The sequence below is a fragment of the Paenibacillus camelliae genome (genome assembly GCF_023715345.1).
GTDB lineage: Bacteria > Bacillota > Bacilli > Paenibacillales > Paenibacillaceae > Pristimantibacillus > Pristimantibacillus camelliae.
Window position 1 is genome coordinate 1,259,842 of record NZ_JAMBNY010000001.1, and the last position, 22,341, is coordinate 1,282,182.

Consider the following 22,341-nt stretch of genomic DNA (forward strand, 5'->3'; position numbering starts at 1 on the left):
CCAATGGACCGTTCATTCCTATATGAGAGGGATTTGTCCGCTATATTGCATAGCATACGACTTCAAATGGTATACACCACTACAATTTCTGTGCCTGCCGCCACATCAAGGCTAACTTTGTCAGTTTTATAATCATAAATCGTTTTCTCTTTTCCTACTATTACTTTTGCCTTACTCCATGCAAGACCTAATGAAAGCTTTAATTCTCTCTGCGGTGAATGCACACAAAGCGAAGCAGCAACCTTACCTTTTTCAATATCCCAGCTTAATTCGGTAACCTCAACGTGAGCTCTTGTCATCAAGCCTTTTATTGAGCCGTTTTTCCAATGTTGAGGCAACGCAGGCAGTAATTCAATTTCCGCTGAATTGGAGTAAATCAGTGCTTCATTCACTACAGCTACTGTGCCAAATAATGTGTCAGTGCAATAGGAATAACATCTTCTATTCGTATCATGGTCTGTCATTAAGGAGGTGTAGTACCCTTGATTAATCATCATTGGCAGGAGCGACTGTACAACCTCTTCTCCATCTTTTAATCTTGCCGCAACAAGTGCCTTATGCATCCAACCGTGACCAGCCGTGTCATCAGCAGTATTATAGAGATTGCGATTTTTGAGGGCAAGCCTAGCTGCCTCATGCAATCCTGTATCATCGTTAGTTTCATAAGCGGGCCATGCAGGATAAAGGTGACTTAAGTGGCGGTGATTATTATTTTCTACATACTCCTTCATTGCCCATTCGCGTAAGGCACCATCTTCATCGTACACATAATTAGGCAGCTGGGTTAGCAGTGTTTCCCATTTCTCAACAGCCATCTCATAGCCTTTACGCTTTACTGCTTTTTCTATCGCAATGACCATATGCAAACCATCCCGGGCTGCAGCGATGTCCATCGTAGCATTAGCAGTAATTGTACTATGGTAGCCAATTGGATGATTCTCAGGTGAATATGCTGGAAGAATCATATACTTTTCACCCGGCTCTAATCGATGCTTTCCTTTCTTATAGCAGGCATTTCCCTCTGCATCGGTATAATACTCTGGTGTGCAGATCTGCTCCCAAAAATTAGCTAGCTTTGTCAGCAAAGGCAATAAAATCTCTTCTTGCAAATCCAGTTGTCCTTTGTTCAAAAGCTTATTGAACGCTTCATCGCTGAGTCCCCCATCTTCTACGCCAAGAATAGTTTGTAGGTTTTCCATCCGCATATTGCTGTTAATAGGAATTTGTTGATTTCCATAGCATTGCCAATACTCATAGATCGGCAGCAGACACCAACTAGCGCCCGCATTCCAATATTGAAACGGATAATCGTTGTCGTATTCAACATGCATAGCACGGTCGCCGTCTGAATTTACCGATACTTGCAGTGCATCATGCATCCCATACGCCATCTTTGCATTCTCAGCAAAATCTGGAGCATTTCTTAAGAAAAATGTAATGTAGCCTAATGCTGCATCATGTATTCGCCCTGTATTCATCGCTGCCACCTGCAAGTTCACATTGGCATCAAGCGTATAAATGGAACGCCACCCTGAATTCCATTCTCCTGTCCACATGCCGTATAGACGTGGCGCACTAGTTCCGCTACAGCAGATCATCGCATAACGCCCTTGATCGTATACTTTTTTCATAAAAGCAGGGACAATATAGTTCGCAGCCTGCCGCTGCATGTTTATGATCTCGCTATTTTCTATAGCTTCTGGAGCAGGTGCAGCGTAATGGGCCTGAGAAGAAGCATCCTGCTCTCCAAGTCTGAACTCCACCGCGTTGAATAGCGCTCCGTGCTTTGTAGCATGCGTAGATAGAGCAGCGTTATAATCGAATTCACCCTGTGCGTTGCTATAACGACCTAATACTTCCTCAATCTGCTGCTGCAATTGGCCGCAAATCTCATAGGCGGTCATCGCTCGAAAATCAGCCAACTCTCCCATCGCAAATGTTCTATCTGATTTCGTAATCAAATAAATGGCATCAGCATCAATAACACGAATCGCTGGATTGGGTTCTGCGCCCACATTCATAGACTCTTCGCTATCTTCAAGTAATATCCGTTCTGTTCGGCCATTTACAGCGACAACTCTAGTTACACCTGCATAGCCTCCTCTTGCAAGCTCGCTACCTTCATAGGAGGGATAATGTGCAACCTGCGCAATATAATGACAATCAGCATCCACCAGCTTTTTATACTGCATGGCCTGAACATCAATCAAGCCATTGGGAACACCATGCATGCTAGAAATATCATCAATGGAAATGACTAGATTTAGTTTGGCATCCTGCGAGGAGCTCAGCATTTTCGTAATCGTAACATTGTCAGCTCTCGAGGTGAACGAGGTTCTCAGCCAATCTCCTTTTTCATCCGTATAACACACGCCTGTTTCTGCTGTTTCAAAGTTTGTCCAGCGCTTATAATGAATCGGATTCCCCTTTTCTAGTACATTCAATCTAAGCTGGTGCGCCGGGTGGTAGCAATAATAAAATGTTCTTTTCCTTCTATTCCCGCTAGCATCCTTGATCTTCCAATTTTCATTAAGATTAAACACATTCTCTCTCGCCTCATCAAGCTGACCTGTTAATTCTTGCGGAATCGTCCTAGGCTCGATAGAAGGAAATATAAACCATATATTTTGAAAAATGAATGTGTCCGAATATGGTGATCCTGCAGTAATGTATCCATTTTCCCCATTGCCACTGACCATCCCTTCTCTCCAGGCATGTCCAGGATTCTCTGTAGGAATTTCTCGGTAGGTCGATGTATAATTTCCTTTTACAAATAAACGCTGCGCCGCATTATTGCTAGTACTACTCATAGCTCTTCCAACCCCTCTGCTATTTATGTACACTCCTATATAAGGCATACTATAATTATAGTTAACGCAGGTAAGGTAACGTTATCGTAAAAGTAGACATTTCATCTAGCAAAGTTGTCGTCTTTTTACATAATTCTAGTTCATTCATTCAAGATCATCGTTAGGGAAAGGATGTAGTTTTCATGAAGTTACCTCCTATTCATATTGATCATTTAGATATTAAGCTATCACTGGACCACTTGTTGCTCAACGTGCATTATGTGAAATTTGGATATTTCTACAGTTCAATGCACGCCCACAGCCATAGCTTAGATACATATGAGCTGCACTACATTCCTAGAGGCTACGGTACTCTTATTGCTAATGGCAACCACTATGAGATTACACCCGGTACATTGTTTATGACCGGCCCTAATGTAGTACATGAGCAAATTACAAACCTTGAGGATCCAATGGCTGAATATTGTATCTTTTTTGAAGTGATATCAGGGGATACGAATTGTTCAAGTAAGAAGGGGATAGTGAAGGAGCCGATGCTTCACACACTATTGCAAAGCACGCCATTTTGGATTGGCAAGGATTGCGGATATTTGATGAGCATGTTTGAACTTCTAGCTAATCAATTGGCGAGCAAGCGCATTGGTTGGCATCAAATGGTGACAAACATTTTGGAAATCATCATCATTAGTTCGATCCAGCAGTATTCCGAGCACAATGTTTCCATACAGCAGATTCCACTTAAAACGCTTGATGACCATAGACTACTGATTATTGAAAACAGCTTTCTCTATCATTACGCAACCATTACACTTGAGCAGCTTGCGGACCTACTGAAGCTGAGCGTCAGGCAAACTCAGAGAGCTGTCCATAAGCAATATGGCGTATCGTTTAAAGATAAAAAGCTGCAAGCCAGAATGGAAGCTGCCAATAGACTGCTCCATACTACAGATCTAAGCATCGGTGACATTGGCGCTCAAGTAGGCTTTACTACGATAGAACAATTTAGTAATGCCTTTAAGAAATATTACGGTATGACTGCGTCGCAATCTAGGAAAACGGGGCAGGTGTAGGGAATTACATATAACGTATACACAACAATATATACTTGAGCGATAGACAACACCGAAATAAACAAGCTTGATAACACAAAAACAGCTCATCGGAGCAACTCTCCAATGAACTGTTTGTTATTATTATAATACCGGTTATCGCATGATTATAGTTCTATTAGTTCAGATGCGACTCGGAGGGCGGATCGAAGCGTACCTTCCAAATGTCCTCCTTGGGTACGAGCAGTTTCTGTACCTGAAAAAAATATCTTTTTACCCCATATTATCCTCTCTTCTTCCGAACCCAAAGAACGACTGGAATTAATATTAAAGATAGAAAAGCTCCTGCCAAAGAAAGAGTTACATAGCTAAATTGTGCTACAACCATACCTGACAATGCGCCGCCAGCAGCTCCACCTAACGCGATCAAAACATCTATCGTACCTTGCGTCTTCGCGCGAATCTGTGGAGGTGTCGCATGAACAATCGCAGTCGTGCCACTAATTAAGCCAAAGTTCCAACCTAACCCGAGGAGCATAAGGGCAATAACCAACACAATCATAGAATCTCCAGGTCCAAATGCTGCTAGCAATCCTGATAACAACAAAGTAAATCCTGCAATGTATGACATAAGGATATGACCGAATTTATCAACGAGAATACCTGTAATTAGGGATGGAAGATACATCGCTGCTATATGAATACCAATAACTACACCAACTGCACCCAATTCATGACCATGATGCTGCATGTGGACAGGAGTCATTGTCATAATAGCAACCATCACAATCTGGGTAAGCAGCATAACGGTTGCGCCAATAATAATCCCCTTTTTATCGGCTACATATTCCCCAGCTTGGGATCGAGACGCATCACTCGCCATTGCTTCGCTACTTTGTTTATCCGCTACTGCCTTAGCAACAAGGAACGGATCAGGCCGCAAAAATAAAAATAATACTAGACCGGCAAGAAGATACGCCGCAGCAGCCAGCATAAAAGGCCCTGACAATGGCGGTGCGCCCAATGATGCAGCGAACTTTCCGGTCAATGTGACTAGGTTCGGACCAGCAACGGCGCCAAACGTTGTAAAAACCATAGCCGCACTTACCGCTTTTGCTCGATTGGATGGCAATGCCAAGTCCGTTCCCGCATACCTTGCTTGCAAATTCGTTGCCGTTCCTGCCCCATAAAGTAACATTGAAAGGAATAGCAACAGTACACTGTTCAATAGCGTAGAAAGCACTACACCAATAGCTCCTATACCACCGATAATAAACCCGCCAGCTAGCCCAGGTCTCCTACCCCATCGTTGAGAAAAGCGCCCAACCGCATAAGCGGCGACAGCAGAACCTAACGTAATAAGACCCGAAGGAATTCCAGCATATCGATCCGTACCAAGCATATCTTTTGCAAGCAAAGCGCCTACTGTAACCCCCGCCGCTAAACCCGCTCCAGCAAGAATTTGCGAAAAAATAACGACCTTTAATGTTTTTGAGTGCAACTCTCGCTGTTTCTCCTCTGAGTTCACATATTCCATAATATAAGACGACTGATTTTTCGTCTTATTCCTCATTGCTATTGGATTTTCTAGCATTTCTATTCTCCCTTATCGACTACCAAAATCAGCTTAGATGATATAAGTAATGGATTATTAATTAACTATTCAATTGATTAGTTGAATTATAGAATTAAACTTAATATCCGTCAAGCTAACCTCATAACATAATCATATTCAGCATAACGTGGAATCTTGTTTTTGCCTTCAGTATGTTATAGCACGCTACATTAGCCTTCATCAATGGAAAAACTTCAATACTTGGTCGCATCCATTCGCAGTTTTTTGTCCAATTGATTTAATCAATTGAATAATTGAACTTCTTCCAGTAGACTATTAAGTAACTCTCAGCCTTTATTTTAGGTGATTAGTTTGAACACAAAAGGCGCCCAGACCTATTGTGTTCCATTAGTTTTTTTTAGAATCGAGGGATATTCATTATGAATGATAGTATGCTGGATTCCGCAAATACTTTAAAAGAAGAACTATATAGACAGTTATCAAGAATCGGGAAATGCCTTTCGAGTGATAAGCGTTTGGAAATTCTTAGTTTATTATCCCAAGGATCGAAAACAGTGGAGAAATTAACGACTTCCTCGGGAATGAATTTTGCTAACGTCTCTCGTCACCTTCAAGTTTTATTGGATGCCAAGCTTGTGAAATTCACAAAGAAAGGTACCCATGTTATCTATTCATTAGCTGACCCGGCTATTGTTGACTTACTTGCTTCCTTATGGAGAATAAGCGAAAAGCAACTTCCAGATATCGCAAGACTTAAAAGTGACTTTTTACATGATCTAGATAATATTCAAACGTTAACGATGGACGAAGTTAGGGAGAAGTTAAACACAGAATCTATATTCCTTTTAGATGTACGTCCAAAAGAAGAGTTTGAGATTAGTCATATTGAAGGGGCTATATCAGTACCAATGGAAGAACTGGAGCACTACATGCAACAGTTACCCCAAAATGCTGAAATTATTGCTTATTGCAGAGGGCCACTTTGTGTATACTCTGCAATCGCAGCAAAAAAATTGAAGGCTAAAGGATTTAATGCCTATCGTATGGATGAGGGTATCTATGAATGGCAGGAACATTTTACTCTCTAGTCAATACAGATGGAAATAAAGGCTTCTTGCCAAGAACCTATACGCGATCGCATTCCGGTATTTACCGACATGCGATCGTTTTTTTTAATAGAACGTAACAAACACAAAAAAAACTCATCAGATAAATCCATCTCCCATGAGATGACCGATAAATTTACATTTTCGAATATATATTTTTAGCAAACAAGAGGATGATATAGTTTAAGTACGAGTTTACAGGTATAAATACCAATAATAAATATCTATCATGAAAATCAATGCCAAACAATTGTGACTCCTTATCTGCATTGAAGAATAACCAATAGGCTGCTACCAAAATGATTACGTTGATCATTAGAGCAAAAGACACAGCTAACCACCTACTTTTCTTATTCCTCATTACTACAACAGATAATATCGTTGAAACGATAAAAGATAAAAATATAATCATGATGTTCAATATTCAACCTCCAATCTAAGTGCAAAATGATAGAAAACGCTGTCAACCCTCCTAAAATTAATATTCTTTCATTGAATTCTAATAACCTTCTCATTTATCAAGTATGATAAAGCTTTCATTTAATACAGGTAAATAGCGGTATTTTTTTCTGTGATATACTGTTATTACTTTCAGGACAAGCCAAGTAATACAATATATTTCAGTCACCAGGAGGATTACTACTATGAAAATGAATAAAAGCTCTCTAATAAAAATCATCACTGTTGCTGGGGTCTGCTTAACTGTTGCTTTTAGCGGAATATCAGCAACTCCATCTAATACAAATACAGCATATGCGGCGACAAGCAGCTCTGCAAGCAGTGTTATCGCTACAGGTAAAAAATATCTCGGCGTTCCTTATGTATTTGGAGCAAAATCAGGTATTACATCTGCATTTGATTGCTCATCCTTTACACAATACGTCTTCAAAAAGAACGGCATCTCTCTTCCGAGAAACTCAAGACAACAATCGAAAGTAGGCAAGTATGTATCGAAATCGAATTTAAAAGCAGGCGACTTGATCTTCTCTGATACGAATCGTGACGGTGTCATCAACCATGTAAGCATATACATGGGTAATAACAAACTTCTTCATACGTACAGCAAAAAAGTTGGCGTAACGATCTCAACTTTTAAAGGCAGCTCATGGGATAAAACGTATGTAACTGCTCGTCGCGTATTGAAATAAATTATGAAGTACTAACAAATCCAAAAGGACGTGAAGCTCATTGAACATCGAGCGGCACGTCCTTTAATCTTGTTTTTTTAATCAGCCTTTGCATTAATCCGGGAGTGAAACGGACGCATGGTACGAGCAGACGCGGCAGGACAGGTGCTTCAATCATCCATTGCAGCAACCTCCCCCACTGCCTTGGACCTTTCAACTGCTGTTCAATGAATCGTTCATAGTGGTGTCGCCATTGATCATGCGAAATCTGACCGCTTAAATAACGATCTGCAAGCGAAGCACACATTAACGCAGAGCGTAGCGCCATTGACATCCCATCCCCACATAACGGCGGAATCATAAGTCCAGCATCTCCGACTTGGGGATAGCCATTCCAGACTAGCGGCTTACGGCTTAACTGAACCGGGGCGACGGCTGCTTGAGTACCCTCGATCGGCACAGCATTGGAAAGCTTGTGTTGCAGCTGCGAGTTTCTGTTGCAAGCCGCGTCTATCCAGCCTTGTATCGTTTTGGGCTTATGCTGAAAAGCTTTCTGCCGCAGCAATGCTGAGACATTGAACACCCCATCCTCCACTGGAGCTATGCCTAGATAGCCGCCTTCAAAAAAATAAAGCTCTACCGCTGCATCCGTTGTAATTCCAGCAACATGAGATTTGACACCAACATATGGATTACTCGTCTCTATTCGGTTGGAACGCGCAGAATATAACGTTGTGCCTGGCATACGCCCGTTAGCACCCCATGCGGCAATAACTGTTCGAACTTTATAGGAGACCGTTTCCGTCCCTTGCTTCGCCTGGATGATGAAGCCTTCATTCGCGGGAGTGACAGCTGTTACTGCTGATCCCATCTGCACATGTACGCCCGCAAGCTGTGCAGAAGTCAGCAGCGCGGCATCGAGCGAATAACGGCTAACTCCTAAGGCATGGCTTGCTAAAGGCGCTTCCAGCACATCCCCATGGCTGAAGATGAGACGAGAACGTTCAATTAAGCTGGGCCGAAGTGATTGGATAAGCTCGCTTACTCCGAGTGAGTCAAGCATGCTTTTGGCTTCTGGTGACAAAAATTCACCGCATACTTTATGACGGGGAAATTTCTTACGTTCAAACAGGATCGTATTCCAGCCACTGTCGGCTAAAGACTTGGCTAAAGTGCTGCCGGCAATTCCCGCTCCGATTATGGCCACATCATGCGCATACATAACGAATCACTCCGATAAATCTAAGATTTTAACTCATTTTTTAATAATAACCGCATATCGGAACAACGGTCTCCAGCAGTATGCCATATCAGGAGCACCAAGCGCGGCCTTTAAATGTCTCCAGTCCTCGGATCGAAATCCTTTGGCTACAGACAGGGGAGCGTCATTGCGAATATATCGATTCGTGGAGATCAGACGTGCTGTCAGCCATACAGCTAACCAAGGAATCCAGTGCCGATGAATATCATTAATGACGACACCGGTTCTTGATGCATGCAGCATACTTCCTACAACACTTGGCAGTTCATCGGGGCTGAAATGATGAACGAACTGCGAACCTGTTACAATATCGAAGCTATCGGTCTGTAGATCGTACAAGTTGCATTGCAGAACCTCGACGCGCGGTTCATCGCGAAAAAGCTGCTTTGCCTCCTCGCAAGCTTCTTCTGTTCGATCCGCTAATGTCAGCTTTATTTCTATTCCGTTGGCACTCGCCCAGCGAAGTAGAAGTCGATTTACATCGCCTGACCCTGCTCCAATATCGAGAATAGATAGATGATCGGGTTTGCCAGCTTCCTGCCACAATTGCTGCACACCATATTTCACAGGTCCTGCTGCCTGAAATATCCGATTAATGACTCTGAGCTGCTGCAAAGCTTCTCGCAGCTCGGCTCCCCCCATTGAAAAATCATCCATCAGCTCATCCTCAAGCGCTCGATGCCGCAGCTTCTTAAACATAAGCCTCATCCATCTCCCGCAATTCCGACTGTACGCCCGGAACATATTTAATTTGGATCATTTCACAGGTGAGACCGGGACCAAAAGCTAGTGCAATGCCGCTTCTCATCTCTTTCTTTGCCCCTTCCAGTTCGCGCTTCATCTCCTCCAGCACGAACAATATGGTTGCCGATGACATATTTCCGTAATCACGCAGAATGGTGCGACTCGGTCTTGTCTGCTCGTCGGATAATCCGTATACATCCGCAAGCTTCTCGATAATTCCTCTGCCTCCAGGGTGAATAGCCCATAGATCAATCGGCTCATCACCGCATAGAGTGGATATCTGTTCTGGGACAAATTGGCCGATCAGCTTCGGAATCGTTGTCGATAGATACAGATCAAAGCCGAAATTGCCTACCTCCCACACCATTTCTTCGGCACCGCCTTGGAGCACAACCGAATGATCATTGCCTAATAAAAAGTGACCGCCACTCTCTTCCTCCGATGCATGTCCGACAACACAAGCCGAAGCTCCATCGCCAAAGAAGGAAGCGCCAAATAAATCCTCGCGTTTACTGGATGGCTGAATATGAAGTGTGCATAGCTCTACACTGACGATCAACACTTTCGCGTTATGCTGATGAGCTGCCAATTCTTTAGCGAGGCACACCGCTCGAAGTCCCGCCGCACAACCTAGAAAATTAAGTGGAATTCTCTTGACATCAGGAGCAAGCCCAAGCTGTTGTACGAGCTGGGTATCCATGCCCGGCAGAAATTGGCCAGTGCAGCTCACCGTAATCAGATGACTAATTTCCGAGACATCGGCTTGTCCATCGTGCAGTGCATTTCTTGCAGCACGAAGCGCCAACGGTACCGATTCACGCTTGTAGATGGCCATTCGCTCAGCTGTAGTTGGAACTGCTTGAAGAGATTGTTGCGAGAAGTAACGGCAGTCTTCAGCTTTTTCCAGCAAATTAGGCTCACAGGTATAGCGATTCTCCACACCGCATTGCTTGAACAGTCTTTTCGCCCAACGCGCGGAGTCCGTGTTGTCTCTTAGCGCCTCACTTAAACGTTGCGCAGTATCCGCCTGGTTCAGCCGATATTCCGGTACTGCCGTGCCAATTCCCAGTATTGCAATCTTTGGATTTGTAGCATTCATATCGTACAGCCACCTCTCACATTATCCATTTTCGGACAGACAAGCCCGATTTAAACCAACATATTCGGACTATTGCTGTAATATGATGGAAATTCCAAAACAATGTGCTAAAAAAAGAAAAACACCGCTAGGGTGTTTTGGGTGATGTTTGCTTATGCGCTTCTTCTTGCGGTCTCGCATGTAGCCTGTTTCTTAAAGACTATCAAAGTTGATCTCCAAAGCAGAAGATCAACTTTGATACATTCGCAGTTATCGAAACTACTTGACATTTTTCTCAATAATATTAGCCTTACCATTTAAATCCCATGTTCTATTTCCATCTAAATCAGTTTTCGAATCCATTTGAATATAGGCAGTACTTCCATCTCCCTTTTCCCATAATAAAATAACCTGATCCTGATTTGGACTAATTAAAGCACCTGGAAATAAATCGCCTATTTCCAATGCTGCCTTTCTCTCATCACCATAAAAAACTGAGTTAAATGTAGCCACTTCTTGTGAAGGCAAAAAATTAGTAAAGTGAAGATCAATATCCCCACTGCTAATTAATTTCCAATCCTCAACAGGTAATCTTCCTTTCAATCTAGCTACTGCTCGTTCCCAACTATCAAGTTGCTTCTTTGCTGATTCAGGCGCATCCCGTAACTCATCTTCAAATGAAGGATGTTCATTGTAATATAACTTATCTTCTTTTACAAGTTCAAGATATGTTTTATGAGTCGACTGGGCATAACCACTTTGGGCTAAACGAATAAAAATTACAGTAAATACAATTAAACAAACTGCCGCCATCAAATATTTGCCTTTTCCTTTTATTATTGACATTCAAACTTCCTCCATTCATATTTATCAACATTCATATTTATCAATTCCAATATTCCGTTGATCGTATAATATTTCATTATTGAAATTTACAATAAGACCGTTCTCTCTCTGTTTAACTATATTTTCAGCCATTTTACAGCTTCAGTATTAAATGTGTATCCAAATGTCTCTAATACACTATAATCATAGACATTCTCATGACCAATAATGTATTCTGTTCCATCAAGTACACCTACTGCTAAGACTTCGTATCTCACACCATTATAGAAAAACTCGCTTTCTTCAATAACACTGTAATTAAAACCAATATATTACATAGATTTATAAACACTTATATGGCTATACTAGTGGATGTGCAAGTGCTAGGTAACTGATATTACGATTTGTGAATATTATTGATAAGTTCATCTTTCAATTGCGCCTCAGCTTTTATCTAACTGGCGGACGGCATCGATTGATCGAAAATTTAGAGTGCAGAGCTCCATATTGTTATCGAGCGTCATGCTTCGGCATCGTTATGCCACTTTGCTTTTAACTAACATTTTGAATATAGCCCCAAAGTCTGCTCTGCAAACACAATAAACCCAGCTTTAAAAAACAAAAAAAGCCCATCAGAGAAATTCTCTAATGAGCTGTTCATTGTAAGATGGTACCGGTGAGAGGACTCGAACCTCCACGGGTCTCCCCATTCGATTTTGAGTCGAACGCGTCTGCCATTCCGCCACACCGGCTTATGTTACTTGCGTACTCCTGCCCTCACCAATTTGGATCTATGACATAAAGTGGCGCGGCCTAAGAGATTCGAACTCCTGACCTTTTGATTCGTAGTCAAACGCTCTATCCAGCTGAGCTAAGGCCGCACATTATCAATCTATTATGGAGGCGCCACCCAGATTTGAACTGGGGAATAAAGCTTTTGCAGAGCTTTGCCTTACCACTTGGCTATGGCGCCAATGTATGAATGGAGCGGAAGACGGGAATCGAACCCGCGACCCTCGCCTTGGCAAGGCGATGCTCTACCGCTGAGCCACTTCCGCATAAATGGCTGGGGATCAAGGATTCGAACCTTGGAATGACGGAGTCAAAGTCCGTTGCCTTACCGCTTGGCTAATCCCCAACAATTAACTCAAGTTTTACTTAAATGGGGCGATCGATGGGACTTGAACCCACGAGTGCCGGAGCCACAATCCGGTGCGTTAACCCCTTCGCCACGACCGCCATATTCATAAGTTGTAAGATTCCACTGGCAGGGGCAGCAGGAATCGAACCCACACCAAAGGTTTTGGAGACCTTTGTTCTACCTTTAAACTATGCCCCTGTAGGAATGGTGGGAGATGATGGATTCGAACCACCGAACTCGTAGAGAGCAGATTTACAGTCTGCCGTGTTTAGCCACTTCACTAATCTCCCATAAAAATGGTGCCGCCTAGAGGACTTGAACCCCCAACCTACTGATTACAAGTCAGTTGCTCTACCAATTGAGCTAAAGCGGCATATCTAAACGCTTAGTGGTGGCTCGGGACGGAATCGAACCGCCGACACGAGGATTTTCAGTCCTCTGCTCTACCGACTGAGCTACCGAGCCGAATGTTGCCAGAAAATGGCGGAGCTGACGAGATTCGAACTCGCGGTCTCCTGCGTGACAGGCAGGCATGTTAGGCCTCTACACCACAGCTCCGTACAACAATTCGGTACTTCTTTAATTGGTTGCGGGGACAGGACTTGAACCTGTGACCTTCGGGTTATGAGCCCGACGAGCTGCCAACTGCTCCACCCCGCGTCATTTTGGGTCCATAAATTCCCACAACAAATCGGTAATTCTTATTTGGTTGCGGGGACAGGACTTGAACCTGTGACCTTCGGGTTATGAGCCCGACGAGCTGCCAACTGCTCCACCCCGCGTCAATATAATTCCTCGAAAAGCGACCTTTCTCAGTGCCGACTATCCCGACTACTTTTTTTTTCGAGGACTGATAAAAACCATAGTCATATGGTGGAGGATGACGGGATCGAACCGCCGACCCTCTGCTTGTAAGGCAGATGCTCTCCCAGCTGAGCTAATCCTCCGTATGTAACCCACTCGTTTGGAGTGACTTAAATAATATAACACGCCTTTGTTTGAAATGTCAAGCAAAGATCTTATTTTTCTGATATAATAGCTGCTGTGCTTATGAGAAATTACTATAATACTGTATTGTTAAGGGAGGCAAAGAACATAATTAATATTACTACAGCACAGCTTTAACATCCCCTAACTGATGCAACAGGAGAATCGATATGGATAAAACAATCTCAACGAAAGACACCGTTTTAATCGGCCTTATGCTTTTTGCTTTATTCTTTGGAGCAGGGAATCTGGTGTTTCCTGCTATGCTTGGACAATCTGCTGGAACGGAGTTCTGGTATGCGACTTTAGGCTTTCTAACGACAGGAGTCGGCTTGCCTCTGCTGGCTGTCATTGCCTTCAGCTTTTCTGGCAAACAAGATCTACTTTCCTTAGCTAGTCATGTGAATCCAGTATTCGGTTATGTCTATACAACCGTTCTATATTTAACGATTGGACCTCTTTTTGCGATGCCGCGTACTGGCAGTGTTTCATATGAAATTGGCATTAAGCCATTTATAGATGAACAGTACGGAGATCTTGCGCTCTTGTTGTTCACCATCATATTTTTTACAATCACCTGTCTGTTTTCTTTGAACCCTTCCAAGATGATAGATATTGTAGGGAAATGGCTTACACCGCTTCTTATATTGTTTATTGTCATATTATCGTTAGTCGCATTAATCAAGCCAATGGGTACATATGAACAGCCTATAGAAAGCTACCAATCGCATTCATTTTTTAACGGGTTCCAAGAGGGCTATCTTACAATGGATACGCTGGCTGCCTTCGTGTTTGGCATTATCGTTATTAATGCAATTAGGGATCGTGGCGCGAATTCGAGAAAGCAACTTCTAATTGTAGGATCGAAAGCAGCGATTATATCAGCAGTTATTTTAGCCCTGATCTATACCGTAATAACTTATATTGGTGCAACGAGTGTAGGGGAATTAGGACATTTGAGCAACGGAGGCGAAGTATTAGCTAAAGTATCTGATTATTATTTCGGTAAATTTGGTGGAATCATTCTTGGCGTCATCGTCATCCTCGCCTGCTTAACGACAAGCATAGGTTTAACAACCTCGTGCAGTAGCTTTCTTCATAAGCTTGCACCTAAGGTTTCGTATAAGACCTTTGTTCTCCTTCTAGGAATCGTCAGCACATTACTTGCCAATGTTGGATTGAATGAGTTAATTGAAATTTCAGTGCCTGTACTCTCGATCCTGTACCCACTAGCTATCGTGCTCATCTTCCTAACGTTTCTTCACCCGCTCTTTAAAGGTAAGAAGCAGGTGTATGGTTTCAGTCTAGCGTTCACCTTTGTAGTGAGCTTGATTGAAGGACTGGCGAGCTCAAAGCTTAAGCTTCCATATATTACGGATCTGATTGCTTACGTAGATGAAGCCTATAACGCTATTCTGCCGTTGTACGATATAGGATTGGGCTGGATTATACCTGCAGTTGTCGGCGTATTGATCGGTATCATATGGCCAGCCTCCAGAGAGCGTAATGAACACATTGATGATCAACCTATCCTTAAATAATAATGCCCCCAAGGAGCATATCGACAGCATAAAAGCGTCAATATGCTCCTTGTTTTATCATCTAAGTTCTTGCCCATCTTTCGCATCCCCCTCTATTTTGTTAGGCTTTTTGGGAAACAGCGTATAACTAAAGCTGATCAGAAAATCAAGAACCAAAAACATAGACCAAAACTGCATAATATTGAGCAAAGCTTGAGTCTGTGATGTGTCGTTTATATATAGAATAATGGCCACAACAATTCCGCCACTAATGAGCCAGGATAATAAATGTCTATACCATCCCTTACGTTCATTTCTCGCACGAGCTTCCCCGTATTTTATCTTCACTGGTTTTCGACCATTCCCGAATCGATAATTAAAGCGGTCATCCGCCCATTTAATCATCTGATGACCAAAGCCTATACTAGCTCCAATGTACACCGCAGCAATACCATGCAAGGTAGTGGCTATTGCCCCATTCTTTAAGTCCATGACAGTTACAACTAGCAAAATAAGATCGATGATTGGTGTACAAACAAGCAGAAACGTACTTAGCATCTTTTTCTTCCATATATATCTAGATACTAGTCCAGCTAACACAAACACCCAGAACCCAATTTCACAAGCTACAATTAACCAACCGATCAATGGAAACACATCCTTATAATTTTATTTAATACATTCGTACTAAATAGTATCAGAATGGTTTATATAATACAAGTGTGTTATAATAAATTTATGCCAAAAATTGTTGATCACGATAAACGTAAAATTGAAATTGCAGAAGCTACGTGGAAAGTTATTGTAGAAGAAGGAATCGAACAAGCTACCGTAAGAAAAATTGCACAGGCTACCGGACTCTCCGTTGGTGCACTTAGACACTATTTTGCATCACAGTCAGATTTGCTGCGTTTTTCGATGGAGCTGGTTTCAGAACGAGTCATTGAACGGATTACCTCTAAGGCAATAAATGAAAAAAAGACACCATTAGAATTGGTGACTGAAGGGGTATGTGAAGTACTCCCCGTCGATGAAGAGCGAAAGATAGAAATGGAGGTGTGGTTAGCTTTTTCTGCCAAGGTTCTTGTCGACAATACGCTGCGGGAGTTAAGCAATAAGGTTTACTTGGATATGCATCAAGGCTTAAAAAAAGCCATACATACTCTGCAACGATTAAATATTGCGAAGGATGGGCTCGATCTAGAGATGGAGGCTAACAGGCTTCATGCTCTAGTCGATGGAATGGCTGTGCATCACTTGTTAAATCCTGAGCAATTTACCCAAGAAGCAATGCTACAAACCTTACACTACCATCTTCAATCCCTTTGCAAATGAAACTCTTCTGTAATGCAAAAAAAACAGGGAGCTCTCAACAATCATTCAATAATTGTTGAGAGCTCCCTGCTTTTAATCATTTATTCAAACTTATCCTTGTGGCTATTCTGGATGAATGGAAACCAATATTCTGCCGATCGAGCGGGAATGCAATATATCCGTTAACGCTTCAGGCAATTGCTTTAGCTCAATCTCACGGTCCACTAAGGCGTCGAAGGCTGCTGGTCGCAAATCAGTAGCTATTCTTTCCCATAGCATCGGCCTTTTTTCAGCTGGGTAGTTTACTGAATCAATACCAAGCAGATTTACACCTCTTAATATAAACGGCATAACGGTTGCCGGAATATTAATGCCGCCGGTCAAGCCGCTTAATGCTACACTGCCTCCATATGCTATTTTACTTAAGATAATCGCTAGTGCAGGACCGCCAACTGGATCAATTGCTGCTTGCCAGTTTGCTGATTGAAGAGGCTTATTGCCATCGTATAGCCCCTCTATGCGTGGAATAATTTCTTGGGCACCTAGCTTTGTTAAATAATCAGCCGCCTGCTCATGGCTTCCAGTGCTAGCTATAACAGAATAGCCCTTCGCAGAGAGCATTGCGATCGCATGACCACCTACTCCTCCGGTAGCACCTGTCACGAGCACTTCACCTTTATCTGGTTCAACTCCTTGCTTCTCAAGCTGCTCAATCGATATCGCTGCAGTAAAGCCAGCTGTTCCGACAATCATCGCTTCTTTCATTGTTAAGCCAGCAGGGAGCGGTGTAAGCCAATTTGCTGGCACACGAGCGAGTTCACTGAACCCGCCAAAATGCGAAACGCCTAATCCAAAGCCAGTAGCTAATACCTTTTGCCCCTTGTAGAAACGAGGATCACTAGACGCCAATACTGTACCTGCTAAATCAATACCAGGTACAAACGGATATTGCTTTACAATTTGCCCATTGGGAATGCCAGCTAACCCATCCTTATAATTGACTCCTGAGTAGGCTACCCGTATAACGACTTCACCTTGCGGTAGATCATTCAGCGATAGCTTTTTAACCGCTACTGAGAATTGATCCTCTTTATTGACAACAAGCGCATTAAAGCTTTCATTCATTTGCATCAGGAATCCTCCTATCGTCCTCGTATGAATAGCTGTACAAATATTGCTTCATCTTCTTACATTATATGTGCTGAGTTTCACATCATCAATGAGATGAGATTCGACGTCGATTACGCTACAACGAAATTACATCGTCATCAAAGTTGGATATTTGAATTACCTCTTCCAATTATAGATTCAAATATTCGGCGTTCAGGACCAAGAAGCTTGAACGTTAGTAGACAACGAGCAGCGCAGCGTACGTAGTGGGTACGTGAGCAGCAGAGTTGTCGCTAGCGTCCAAGATTCGACGTCGATTACGCTACAACGAAATTACATCGTCATCAAAGTTGGATATTTGAATTACCTCTTACAATAAAGATTCTAATATTCGGCTTTCAGGACCAAGAAGCTTGCACGCTAGTAGACAACGAGCAGCGCAGCGTACGTAGTGGGTACGTGAGCAGCAGAGTTGTCGCTAGCGTCCAAGATTCAACGTCGATTACGTTACAACGAAAATACTTCGTCATCAAAGTTGGATATTTGAATTACCTCTTCCTTGTTATTTGATCGCTGTTGAGCATCAACCTCTTCCCATTCACCACAACCACAGCTCCGACTTTATCGTTCGGTGCCTGCTCTAGCGTTCCCATGCATTGGAGCATCGGAATCCACACTTCATCTCCTGCCTCCGTTGCTCGCTGAACGCGCTCACCGTTCTTTGCTTTATGCTCACCGTGCTGTATTTCATTCTTATCGTCCTTATCATGATTGCCCTCAAGACGGGAATGCATTACTTCGCTACTGCTTTTTACTTCTTCCGCATCCTCCTCAGATAATGGAACAAATGCTGTTATGCATTCACTATGCTGCGATTCCTCGCTCGAATTAACTTCCCCTGTTAACACCCGCTGCTCAGCTCTAGCGACCACGTTCTCTGGCAAACCAAAGCGTCGAGCAATTGCGAAGGCAAAGCTATCTCCCGCTTCACCGATCTCTAATCGATATAAGGAGCGCAGCGTTGCTGGATCAAAAGCTATGCGAGCATTCTCGCAGCCTGGTGTCCGCGCGGCGTATCGCTTGATCTCGTTAAAATGGGTTGTTGCCGTAACGAGTGACTCACGCCGCATAAACTCCTCCAGCAATGCGATCGATAGAGCGATACCTTCTCCTGGATCTGTTCCTGCAGCTAATTCGTCTAGAAGGAGCAGTGAGCGATTGCTTGCTACATCTAGCATCTCTTTCACTGTTGCCATATGAGCTGAAAAGGTACTAAGCGAATGCTCAATACTTTGACCGTCTCCTACATCTGCTAGTACATGCTCAAAGATGCCAAACACCGTACCTTCCTCTGCGGGAATCAGCAAGCCTGATTGTACCGCAAGTGCTAGCAGCCCAATCGTCTTAAGTGTTATTGTTTTGCCACCAGCATTAGGACCTGTAATAATAAGCTGTCTCCATTGCCAGCCAAGTGATACGTTAATAGGCTTGCATTCCTTTCCTAGAAGAGGATGCTTTGCATTAACGAGCTTGATAACGGGGTGCGCAGATAATCTGACGTGTATCCCATCCCATGAGCGTGATAGCTTCGCTCGAGCAAAGATAAAGTCAAAGACGGACATCACTTCCAGATTACCTCTTAACGATGCGGCTTTATCCTCCACCATCTCTGTCAGCTCGGACAGCACAATCATTCTTTCCTTTTCCTCTTCCCCCTTCCACATCTGCATCTCAATGTGCAGCTCGCCTACATCATGAGGCTCTATAAAAATGGTCTGGCCACTTGCCGATTCATCCCAAATTGTCCCCGGCACCAACTTCCGATACTCTCGTTTAACCGGAAGAACATAATGACCATTTCTCCGGCTAACTAACTGCTCCTGCAGCGCATTCTTATACTTAGTCAGTGTTTGACTTACCTTGCGTTCAATTTTCGTATCGATTAATGCAATCTGTCTTCTAGCATCAGCTAGAGCTTTACTTGCCTGATCCGTCAGCTTGCCATTTCGAATACAGTGTTGCACTTGCTCACGTATAGCTGGACAATCGTGCAGAGAGTCAGCGTAAACACTAATCGTTGGCGCAAGCGGACGCTTTTCATTCATAAATCGTTTCATATGAGCGACCGAGCTGAGCCAAGCAGCGAGCTGTTCAAGCTCTCTTTCCGTGCATATTTCTCCATTACCCAAATGAGTTAGAAAAGGTATAATCCCCTCCATAGCAGATAATGGTACACTCGTTCCAGCTTGGAGCAGCGCAGCAGCCTCCGCTGTTTCGGTTAGCCACTCTTTTACGACAGCCTCATCTGTACTAGGCTCATGCTGCTCTGCCAATACTCTGCCGCCTTGTGACATTGTAAATGAAATCAGCTGATCTTTAATTTTGTCATATTCTAACTTTTTATAGCTTACATTGTTCATTTTCATTCTCCTTTGTATCGATTAATTCACAACAAAAAAAGGGCAGGAATGAACATACGTCATCCCTGCCCTTAATAAACCGTCCATCATCCACACCTAAACACAAAAAAACCGCACTGAAGACAGCACGGATGTGTTGTAGGAAACAATAAAGTCGGCTCTAAGGCTTCGATTATATCCGTTGTTCTTAACTAATTCGGAAGTACGAAAGCTCCATGAAGAAATAAACCATGCATATTCGGCAATGGCCTTCCAGGATCTTACAATACTTCGAATATGAAATTAATTAGTTAAGAACGATAACAGACATCAATTTCTCCCCTTTAATACATATGCTTTCATCATACTACAGTAAATGGTAAATTTCAAACAAATACTATGCAGAACAACCAGTCTCCGCTTAAATATCGGAAACTGGTTGCCTAATAACGTACAGTTAACCTCACATATGATGATACTTAACTACTTATATGTTACTCAATTACTTGCTCTCATATTTTCCTAGGTTAATCGCTTTGATTGTCTCAAGTGGCAGTTTAGGTTCGCGGTTTTCCTTGAGTAAGCCATTCACTTCCTGCTGCACATCAGTAATTTGGGTATAGCAGTAGCCAGATACATATGGTGTTTCCTTAATCGCTTGAGTAATACGATGATAGCGCTCGATAAACTCCTGCTCCGAAGAAACCTGATTACCGTAGCCCCAGCCTTGTTCACTGTTAAAAGCAATACCGCCATACTCACTAATCATAATTGGCTGTCCATTGTAGCGATAGCCCTGCGCCAAAGCAAATTTATGCTTATTAAAGCTAATTGCATTAGATAGCACCGCTTCCTTATCTGCATAGCGTGCGCTGAACTCCTCACCGCTCTCCTCATAATCATGCAACGTAATTACATCAGAAATCGTATGCTCCCAGCCATCATTAACGATGACTAGTCTTGTATCGTCGATGCTTTTTGTCAAATGATAGATTCCTTCCGTAAACTGCTGCTGCTTCCGATTGGTTAAGATGTTAGAAATGCCCCACGATTCATTAAATGGCACCCATGTAACGATGCACGGATGATTGTAATGCTGCTCAACAATTTCCAGCCATTCCTTCGTAAAAGCAGTAACCGCCTGCTCATTGAATTGATAAGTAGATGCCATCTCTGACCAGAGCAGTACACCTTTTCGGTCGCACCAATACATATAGCGTGGGTCTTCAAGCTTTTGGTGCTTACGTACCCCATTGAAACCCATCTGTAATGTTTTATCGATATCATCAATTAGTGCCTGTTCAGAAGGCGGCGTCAGATGCGTATCTGTCCAATAGCCTTGATCGAGTATCAGTCGTTGCTCAATAGGTACATTGTTAAGCAGAATGTTACCCTGATACGTAGATATTTTACGCATTCCAAAATACGTATAGACACGATCTAGCACCGTATCTTCATTACGCAGTATTATCTCGACATCATACAAATTAGGATGTTCAGGATGCCACAGAGCAATTTGCCATTCACCAGCCTGAGGGCTTGAAATATCGTAAGTATAGCTTAGCTGCTCTTCCGCAGCATGCGTAAACTGCCGAACGAGCTTACCATGCAGCCAAATGTTAACCGAAAGCTGCAGGCTATGTGGTGAGTAGCGCTCCAGTCCCTGCATATAGTAATCAAACGCAATAGATGAAGTATCAATATCAGGTGTCATTCTTACTTTTTCCACGTATGCTTGCGCAACGAATTCGAGCCATACCGATTGCCATATGCCCGTTGTTTGTACATACCAGCATCCGAAGTTATCTTTAATCCAGCGTTGCTTTCCGCGAGGCTGTGTTCTAGAAACATGATCCTCAACCTGCACAGTTACGATATTTTCTTGTTCGAAGCTAACATTGTCTGTGATATCAAATGAAAAAGCAGAATAACCTCCTTCATGCGAACCTGCCATTACACCATTTATCCACACTGTTGCTTTATAATCTACTGCTTGAAAATGCAAGATAATGCGTTGGTTACGATGTGTTTCGGGTACCTTAAAGCTGCGTTCATACCAGATGCAGCTATGTAGACTTTCATCACCTATCCCACTTGCTTTCGTTTCATACGTGAACGGCACGATAATTGACTGTGGCTGCGGCAATTTCTTGTACCATTGCTCCGATTTACCTTGCCTTTGATCATCAAAACGAAAATTCCATGCACCATCCAAGCTTAGCCATGCATCACGCACAAATTGCGGTCTGGGGTATTGTTCAATATATTTATGTTCCATTATGTCCACCTCATTG

At 42.9% G+C, this 22,341-nt stretch carries 15 protein-coding genes and 14 tRNA genes; 5 read left to right on the forward strand and 24 right to left on the reverse strand.

The genetic code is table 11. The features are described 5' to 3' along the window. Positions 1-62 precede the first annotated feature (62 nt). Entirely contained in the window at positions 63-2,810 is a 2,748-nt protein-coding gene (locus M3180_RS05640; RefSeq protein ID WP_251666298.1) for a glycosyl hydrolase family 95 catalytic domain-containing protein, read from the reverse strand. 182 nt (positions 2,811-2,992) lie between these two features. Here M3180_RS05640 and M3180_RS05645 point away from each other — a divergent pair, with 182 nt between their 5' ends. Next, positions 2,993-3,880, forward strand: coding sequence for an AraC family transcriptional regulator (locus tag M3180_RS05645; RefSeq protein WP_251666299.1), 888 nt, complete (start codon positions 2,993-2,995; stop codon positions 3,878-3,880). A gap of 262 nt (positions 3,881-4,142) precedes the next feature. On the opposite strand, the gene M3180_RS05650 is transcribed toward M3180_RS05645, so the two are convergent. Further along, positions 4,143-5,432: an MFS transporter gene (locus M3180_RS05650; RefSeq protein ID WP_432806903.1), complete on the reverse strand. Its 1,290-nt coding sequence runs from the start codon at positions 5,430-5,432 to the stop codon at positions 4,143-4,145. 422 nt (positions 5,433-5,854) lie between these two features. Between M3180_RS05650 and M3180_RS05655 the strand changes: the two genes are divergently transcribed. Both M3180_RS05655 and M3180_RS05660 read left to right on the forward strand, forming a co-directional pair. Beyond that, positions 5,855-6,523: an ArsR/SmtB family transcription factor gene (locus M3180_RS05655; RefSeq protein WP_251666301.1), complete on the forward strand. Its 669-nt coding sequence runs from the start codon at positions 5,855-5,857 to the stop codon at positions 6,521-6,523. 662 nt (positions 6,524-7,185) lie between these two features. Beyond that, entirely contained in the window at positions 7,186-7,689 is a 504-nt protein-coding gene (locus M3180_RS05660) for a C40 family peptidase (protein WP_251666302.1), read from the forward strand. 37 nt (positions 7,690-7,726) lie between these two features. On the opposite strand, the gene M3180_RS05665 is transcribed toward M3180_RS05660, so the two are convergent. From M3180_RS05665 to M3180_RS05750, 18 genes are all read right to left on the reverse strand, one after another. Beyond that, positions 7,727-8,890, reverse strand: coding sequence for an NAD(P)/FAD-dependent oxidoreductase (locus M3180_RS05665; protein ID WP_251666303.1), 1,164 nt, complete (start codon positions 8,888-8,890; stop codon positions 7,727-7,729). 33 nt (positions 8,891-8,923) lie between these two features. Further along, on the reverse strand, positions 8,924-9,628 hold the full coding sequence (locus M3180_RS05670) for a methyltransferase domain-containing protein (RefSeq protein WP_251666304.1): 705 nt from the start codon (positions 9,626-9,628) through the stop codon (positions 8,924-8,926). Further along, on the reverse strand, positions 9,621-10,772 hold the full coding sequence (locus tag M3180_RS05675) for a type III polyketide synthase (RefSeq protein WP_251666305.1): 1,152 nt from the start codon (positions 10,770-10,772) through the stop codon (positions 9,621-9,623). Before M3180_RS05675 ends, M3180_RS05670 begins: the two co-directional genes overlap by 8 nt. 258 nt (positions 10,773-11,030) lie before the next feature. Further along, entirely contained in the window at positions 11,031-11,597 is a 567-nt protein-coding gene (locus tag M3180_RS05680; protein ID WP_251666306.1) for a hypothetical protein, read from the reverse strand. A gap of 647 nt (positions 11,598-12,244) precedes the next feature. Further along, positions 12,245-12,328, reverse strand: a tRNA-Leu gene (locus M3180_RS05685). A 52-nt stretch (positions 12,329-12,380) separates the two neighbouring features. Further along, a tRNA-Arg gene (locus M3180_RS05690) sits at positions 12,381-12,457 on the reverse strand. 17 nt (positions 12,458-12,474) lie between these two features. After that, a tRNA-Cys gene (locus M3180_RS05695) sits at positions 12,475-12,549 on the reverse strand. A gap of 10 nt (positions 12,550-12,559) precedes the next feature. Then, positions 12,560-12,634: transfer RNA gene (locus tag M3180_RS05700), tRNA-Gly, on the reverse strand. A 5-nt stretch (positions 12,635-12,639) separates the two neighbouring features. Then, positions 12,640-12,714 (reverse strand) — tRNA-Gln (locus tag M3180_RS05705). 25 nt (positions 12,715-12,739) lie between these two features. Continuing rightward, positions 12,740-12,815, reverse strand: a tRNA-His gene (locus M3180_RS05710). 26 nt (positions 12,816-12,841) lie between these two features. Then, positions 12,842-12,915, reverse strand: a tRNA-Trp gene (locus M3180_RS05715). Positions 12,916-12,922: 7 nt separating this feature from the next. Then, positions 12,923-13,007: transfer RNA gene (locus M3180_RS05720), tRNA-Tyr, on the reverse strand. 7 nt (positions 13,008-13,014) lie between these two features. After that, positions 13,015-13,090: transfer RNA gene (locus tag M3180_RS05725), tRNA-Thr, on the reverse strand. A gap of 16 nt (positions 13,091-13,106) precedes the next feature. After that, positions 13,107-13,182 (reverse strand) — tRNA-Phe (locus M3180_RS05730). 16 nt (positions 13,183-13,198) lie between these two features. Next, a tRNA-Asp gene (locus M3180_RS05735) sits at positions 13,199-13,275 on the reverse strand. A gap of 26 nt (positions 13,276-13,301) precedes the next feature. Then, positions 13,302-13,377 (reverse strand) — tRNA-Met (locus M3180_RS05740). A 46-nt stretch (positions 13,378-13,423) separates the two neighbouring features. Beyond that, positions 13,424-13,499: transfer RNA gene (locus tag M3180_RS05745), tRNA-Met, on the reverse strand. A gap of 89 nt (positions 13,500-13,588) precedes the next feature. Next, positions 13,589-13,664 (reverse strand) — tRNA-Val (locus tag M3180_RS05750). Positions 13,665-13,874: 210 nt separating this feature from the next. Between M3180_RS05750 and brnQ the strand changes: the two genes are divergently transcribed. Continuing rightward, a complete protein-coding gene (gene brnQ / locus M3180_RS05755; RefSeq protein WP_251666307.1) occupies positions 13,875-15,245 on the forward strand; it encodes a branched-chain amino acid transport system II carrier protein in 1,371 nt (456 codons plus the stop codon). A 57-nt stretch (positions 15,246-15,302) separates the two neighbouring features. Here brnQ and M3180_RS05760 read toward each other — a convergent pair whose 3' ends face one another. Next, on the reverse strand, positions 15,303-15,872 hold the full coding sequence (locus M3180_RS05760) for a 2TM domain-containing protein (protein ID WP_251666308.1): 570 nt from the start codon (positions 15,870-15,872) through the stop codon (positions 15,303-15,305). Positions 15,873-15,962: 90 nt separating this feature from the next. Here M3180_RS05760 and M3180_RS05765 point away from each other — a divergent pair, with 90 nt between their 5' ends. After that, on the forward strand, positions 15,963-16,559 hold the full coding sequence (locus M3180_RS05765; protein WP_251666309.1) for a TetR/AcrR family transcriptional regulator: 597 nt from the start codon (positions 15,963-15,965) through the stop codon (positions 16,557-16,559). A gap of 102 nt (positions 16,560-16,661) precedes the next feature. On the opposite strand, the gene M3180_RS05770 is transcribed toward M3180_RS05765, so the two are convergent. The 3 genes from M3180_RS05770 to M3180_RS05780 form a co-directional block, all read right to left on the reverse strand. After that, positions 16,662-17,663 (reverse strand): acrylyl-CoA reductase family protein, encoded by a 1,002-nt coding sequence (locus M3180_RS05770; protein WP_251666374.1) that lies wholly within the window; start codon positions 17,661-17,663, stop codon positions 16,662-16,664. Positions 17,664-18,196: 533 nt separating this feature from the next. Then, a complete protein-coding gene (locus tag M3180_RS05775) occupies positions 18,197-20,068 on the reverse strand; it encodes an endonuclease MutS2 (RefSeq protein WP_251666310.1) in 1,872 nt (623 codons plus the stop codon). A gap of 481 nt (positions 20,069-20,549) precedes the next feature. Beyond that, a complete protein-coding gene (locus M3180_RS05780; protein ID WP_251666311.1) occupies positions 20,550-22,325 on the reverse strand; it encodes a glycoside hydrolase family 2 protein in 1,776 nt (591 codons plus the stop codon). Positions 22,326-22,341 lie beyond the last annotated feature (16 nt).

Coding starts and splice junctions, on each gene's coding strand:
- brnQ (WP_251666307.1), top strand. CDS start 13,875: ATGGATAAAACAATCTCAACGAAAGACACCGTTTTAATCGGCCTTATG.
- M3180_RS05780 (WP_251666311.1), bottom strand. CDS start 22,325: ATGGAACATAAATATATTGAACAATACCCCAGACCGCAATTTGTGCGT.
- M3180_RS05640 (WP_251666298.1), bottom strand. CDS start 2,810: ATGAGTAGTACTAGCAATAATGCGGCGCAGCGTTTATTTGTAAAAGGA.
- M3180_RS05770 (WP_251666374.1), bottom strand. CDS start 17,663: ATGAATGAAAGCTTTAATGCGCTTGTTGTCAATAAAGAGGATCAATTC.
- M3180_RS05675 (WP_251666305.1), bottom strand. CDS start 10,772: ATGAATGCTACAAATCCAAAGATTGCAATACTGGGAATTGGCACGGCA.
- M3180_RS05660 (WP_251666302.1), top strand. CDS start 7,186: ATGAAAATGAATAAAAGCTCTCTAATAAAAATCATCACTGTTGCTGGG.
- M3180_RS05670 (WP_251666304.1), bottom strand. CDS start 9,628: ATGTTTAAGAAGCTGCGGCATCGAGCGCTTGAGGATGAGCTGATGGAT.
- M3180_RS05645 (WP_251666299.1), top strand. CDS start 2,993: ATGAAGTTACCTCCTATTCATATTGATCATTTAGATATTAAGCTATCA.
- M3180_RS05765 (WP_251666309.1), top strand. CDS start 15,963: ATGCCAAAAATTGTTGATCACGATAAACGTAAAATTGAAATTGCAGAA.
- M3180_RS05680 (WP_251666306.1), bottom strand. CDS start 11,597: ATGTCAATAATAAAAGGAAAAGGCAAATATTTGATGGCGGCAGTTTGT.
- M3180_RS05665 (WP_251666303.1), bottom strand. CDS start 8,890: ATGTATGCGCATGATGTGGCCATAATCGGAGCGGGAATTGCCGGCAGC.
- M3180_RS05655 (WP_251666301.1), top strand. CDS start 5,855: ATGAATGATAGTATGCTGGATTCCGCAAATACTTTAAAAGAAGAACTA.
- M3180_RS05650 (WP_432806903.1), bottom strand. CDS start 5,432: ATGAGGAATAAGACGAAAAATCAGTCGTCTTATATTATGGAATATGTG.
- M3180_RS05775 (WP_251666310.1), bottom strand. CDS start 20,068: ATGAACAATGTAAGCTATAAAAAGTTAGAATATGACAAAATTAAAGAT.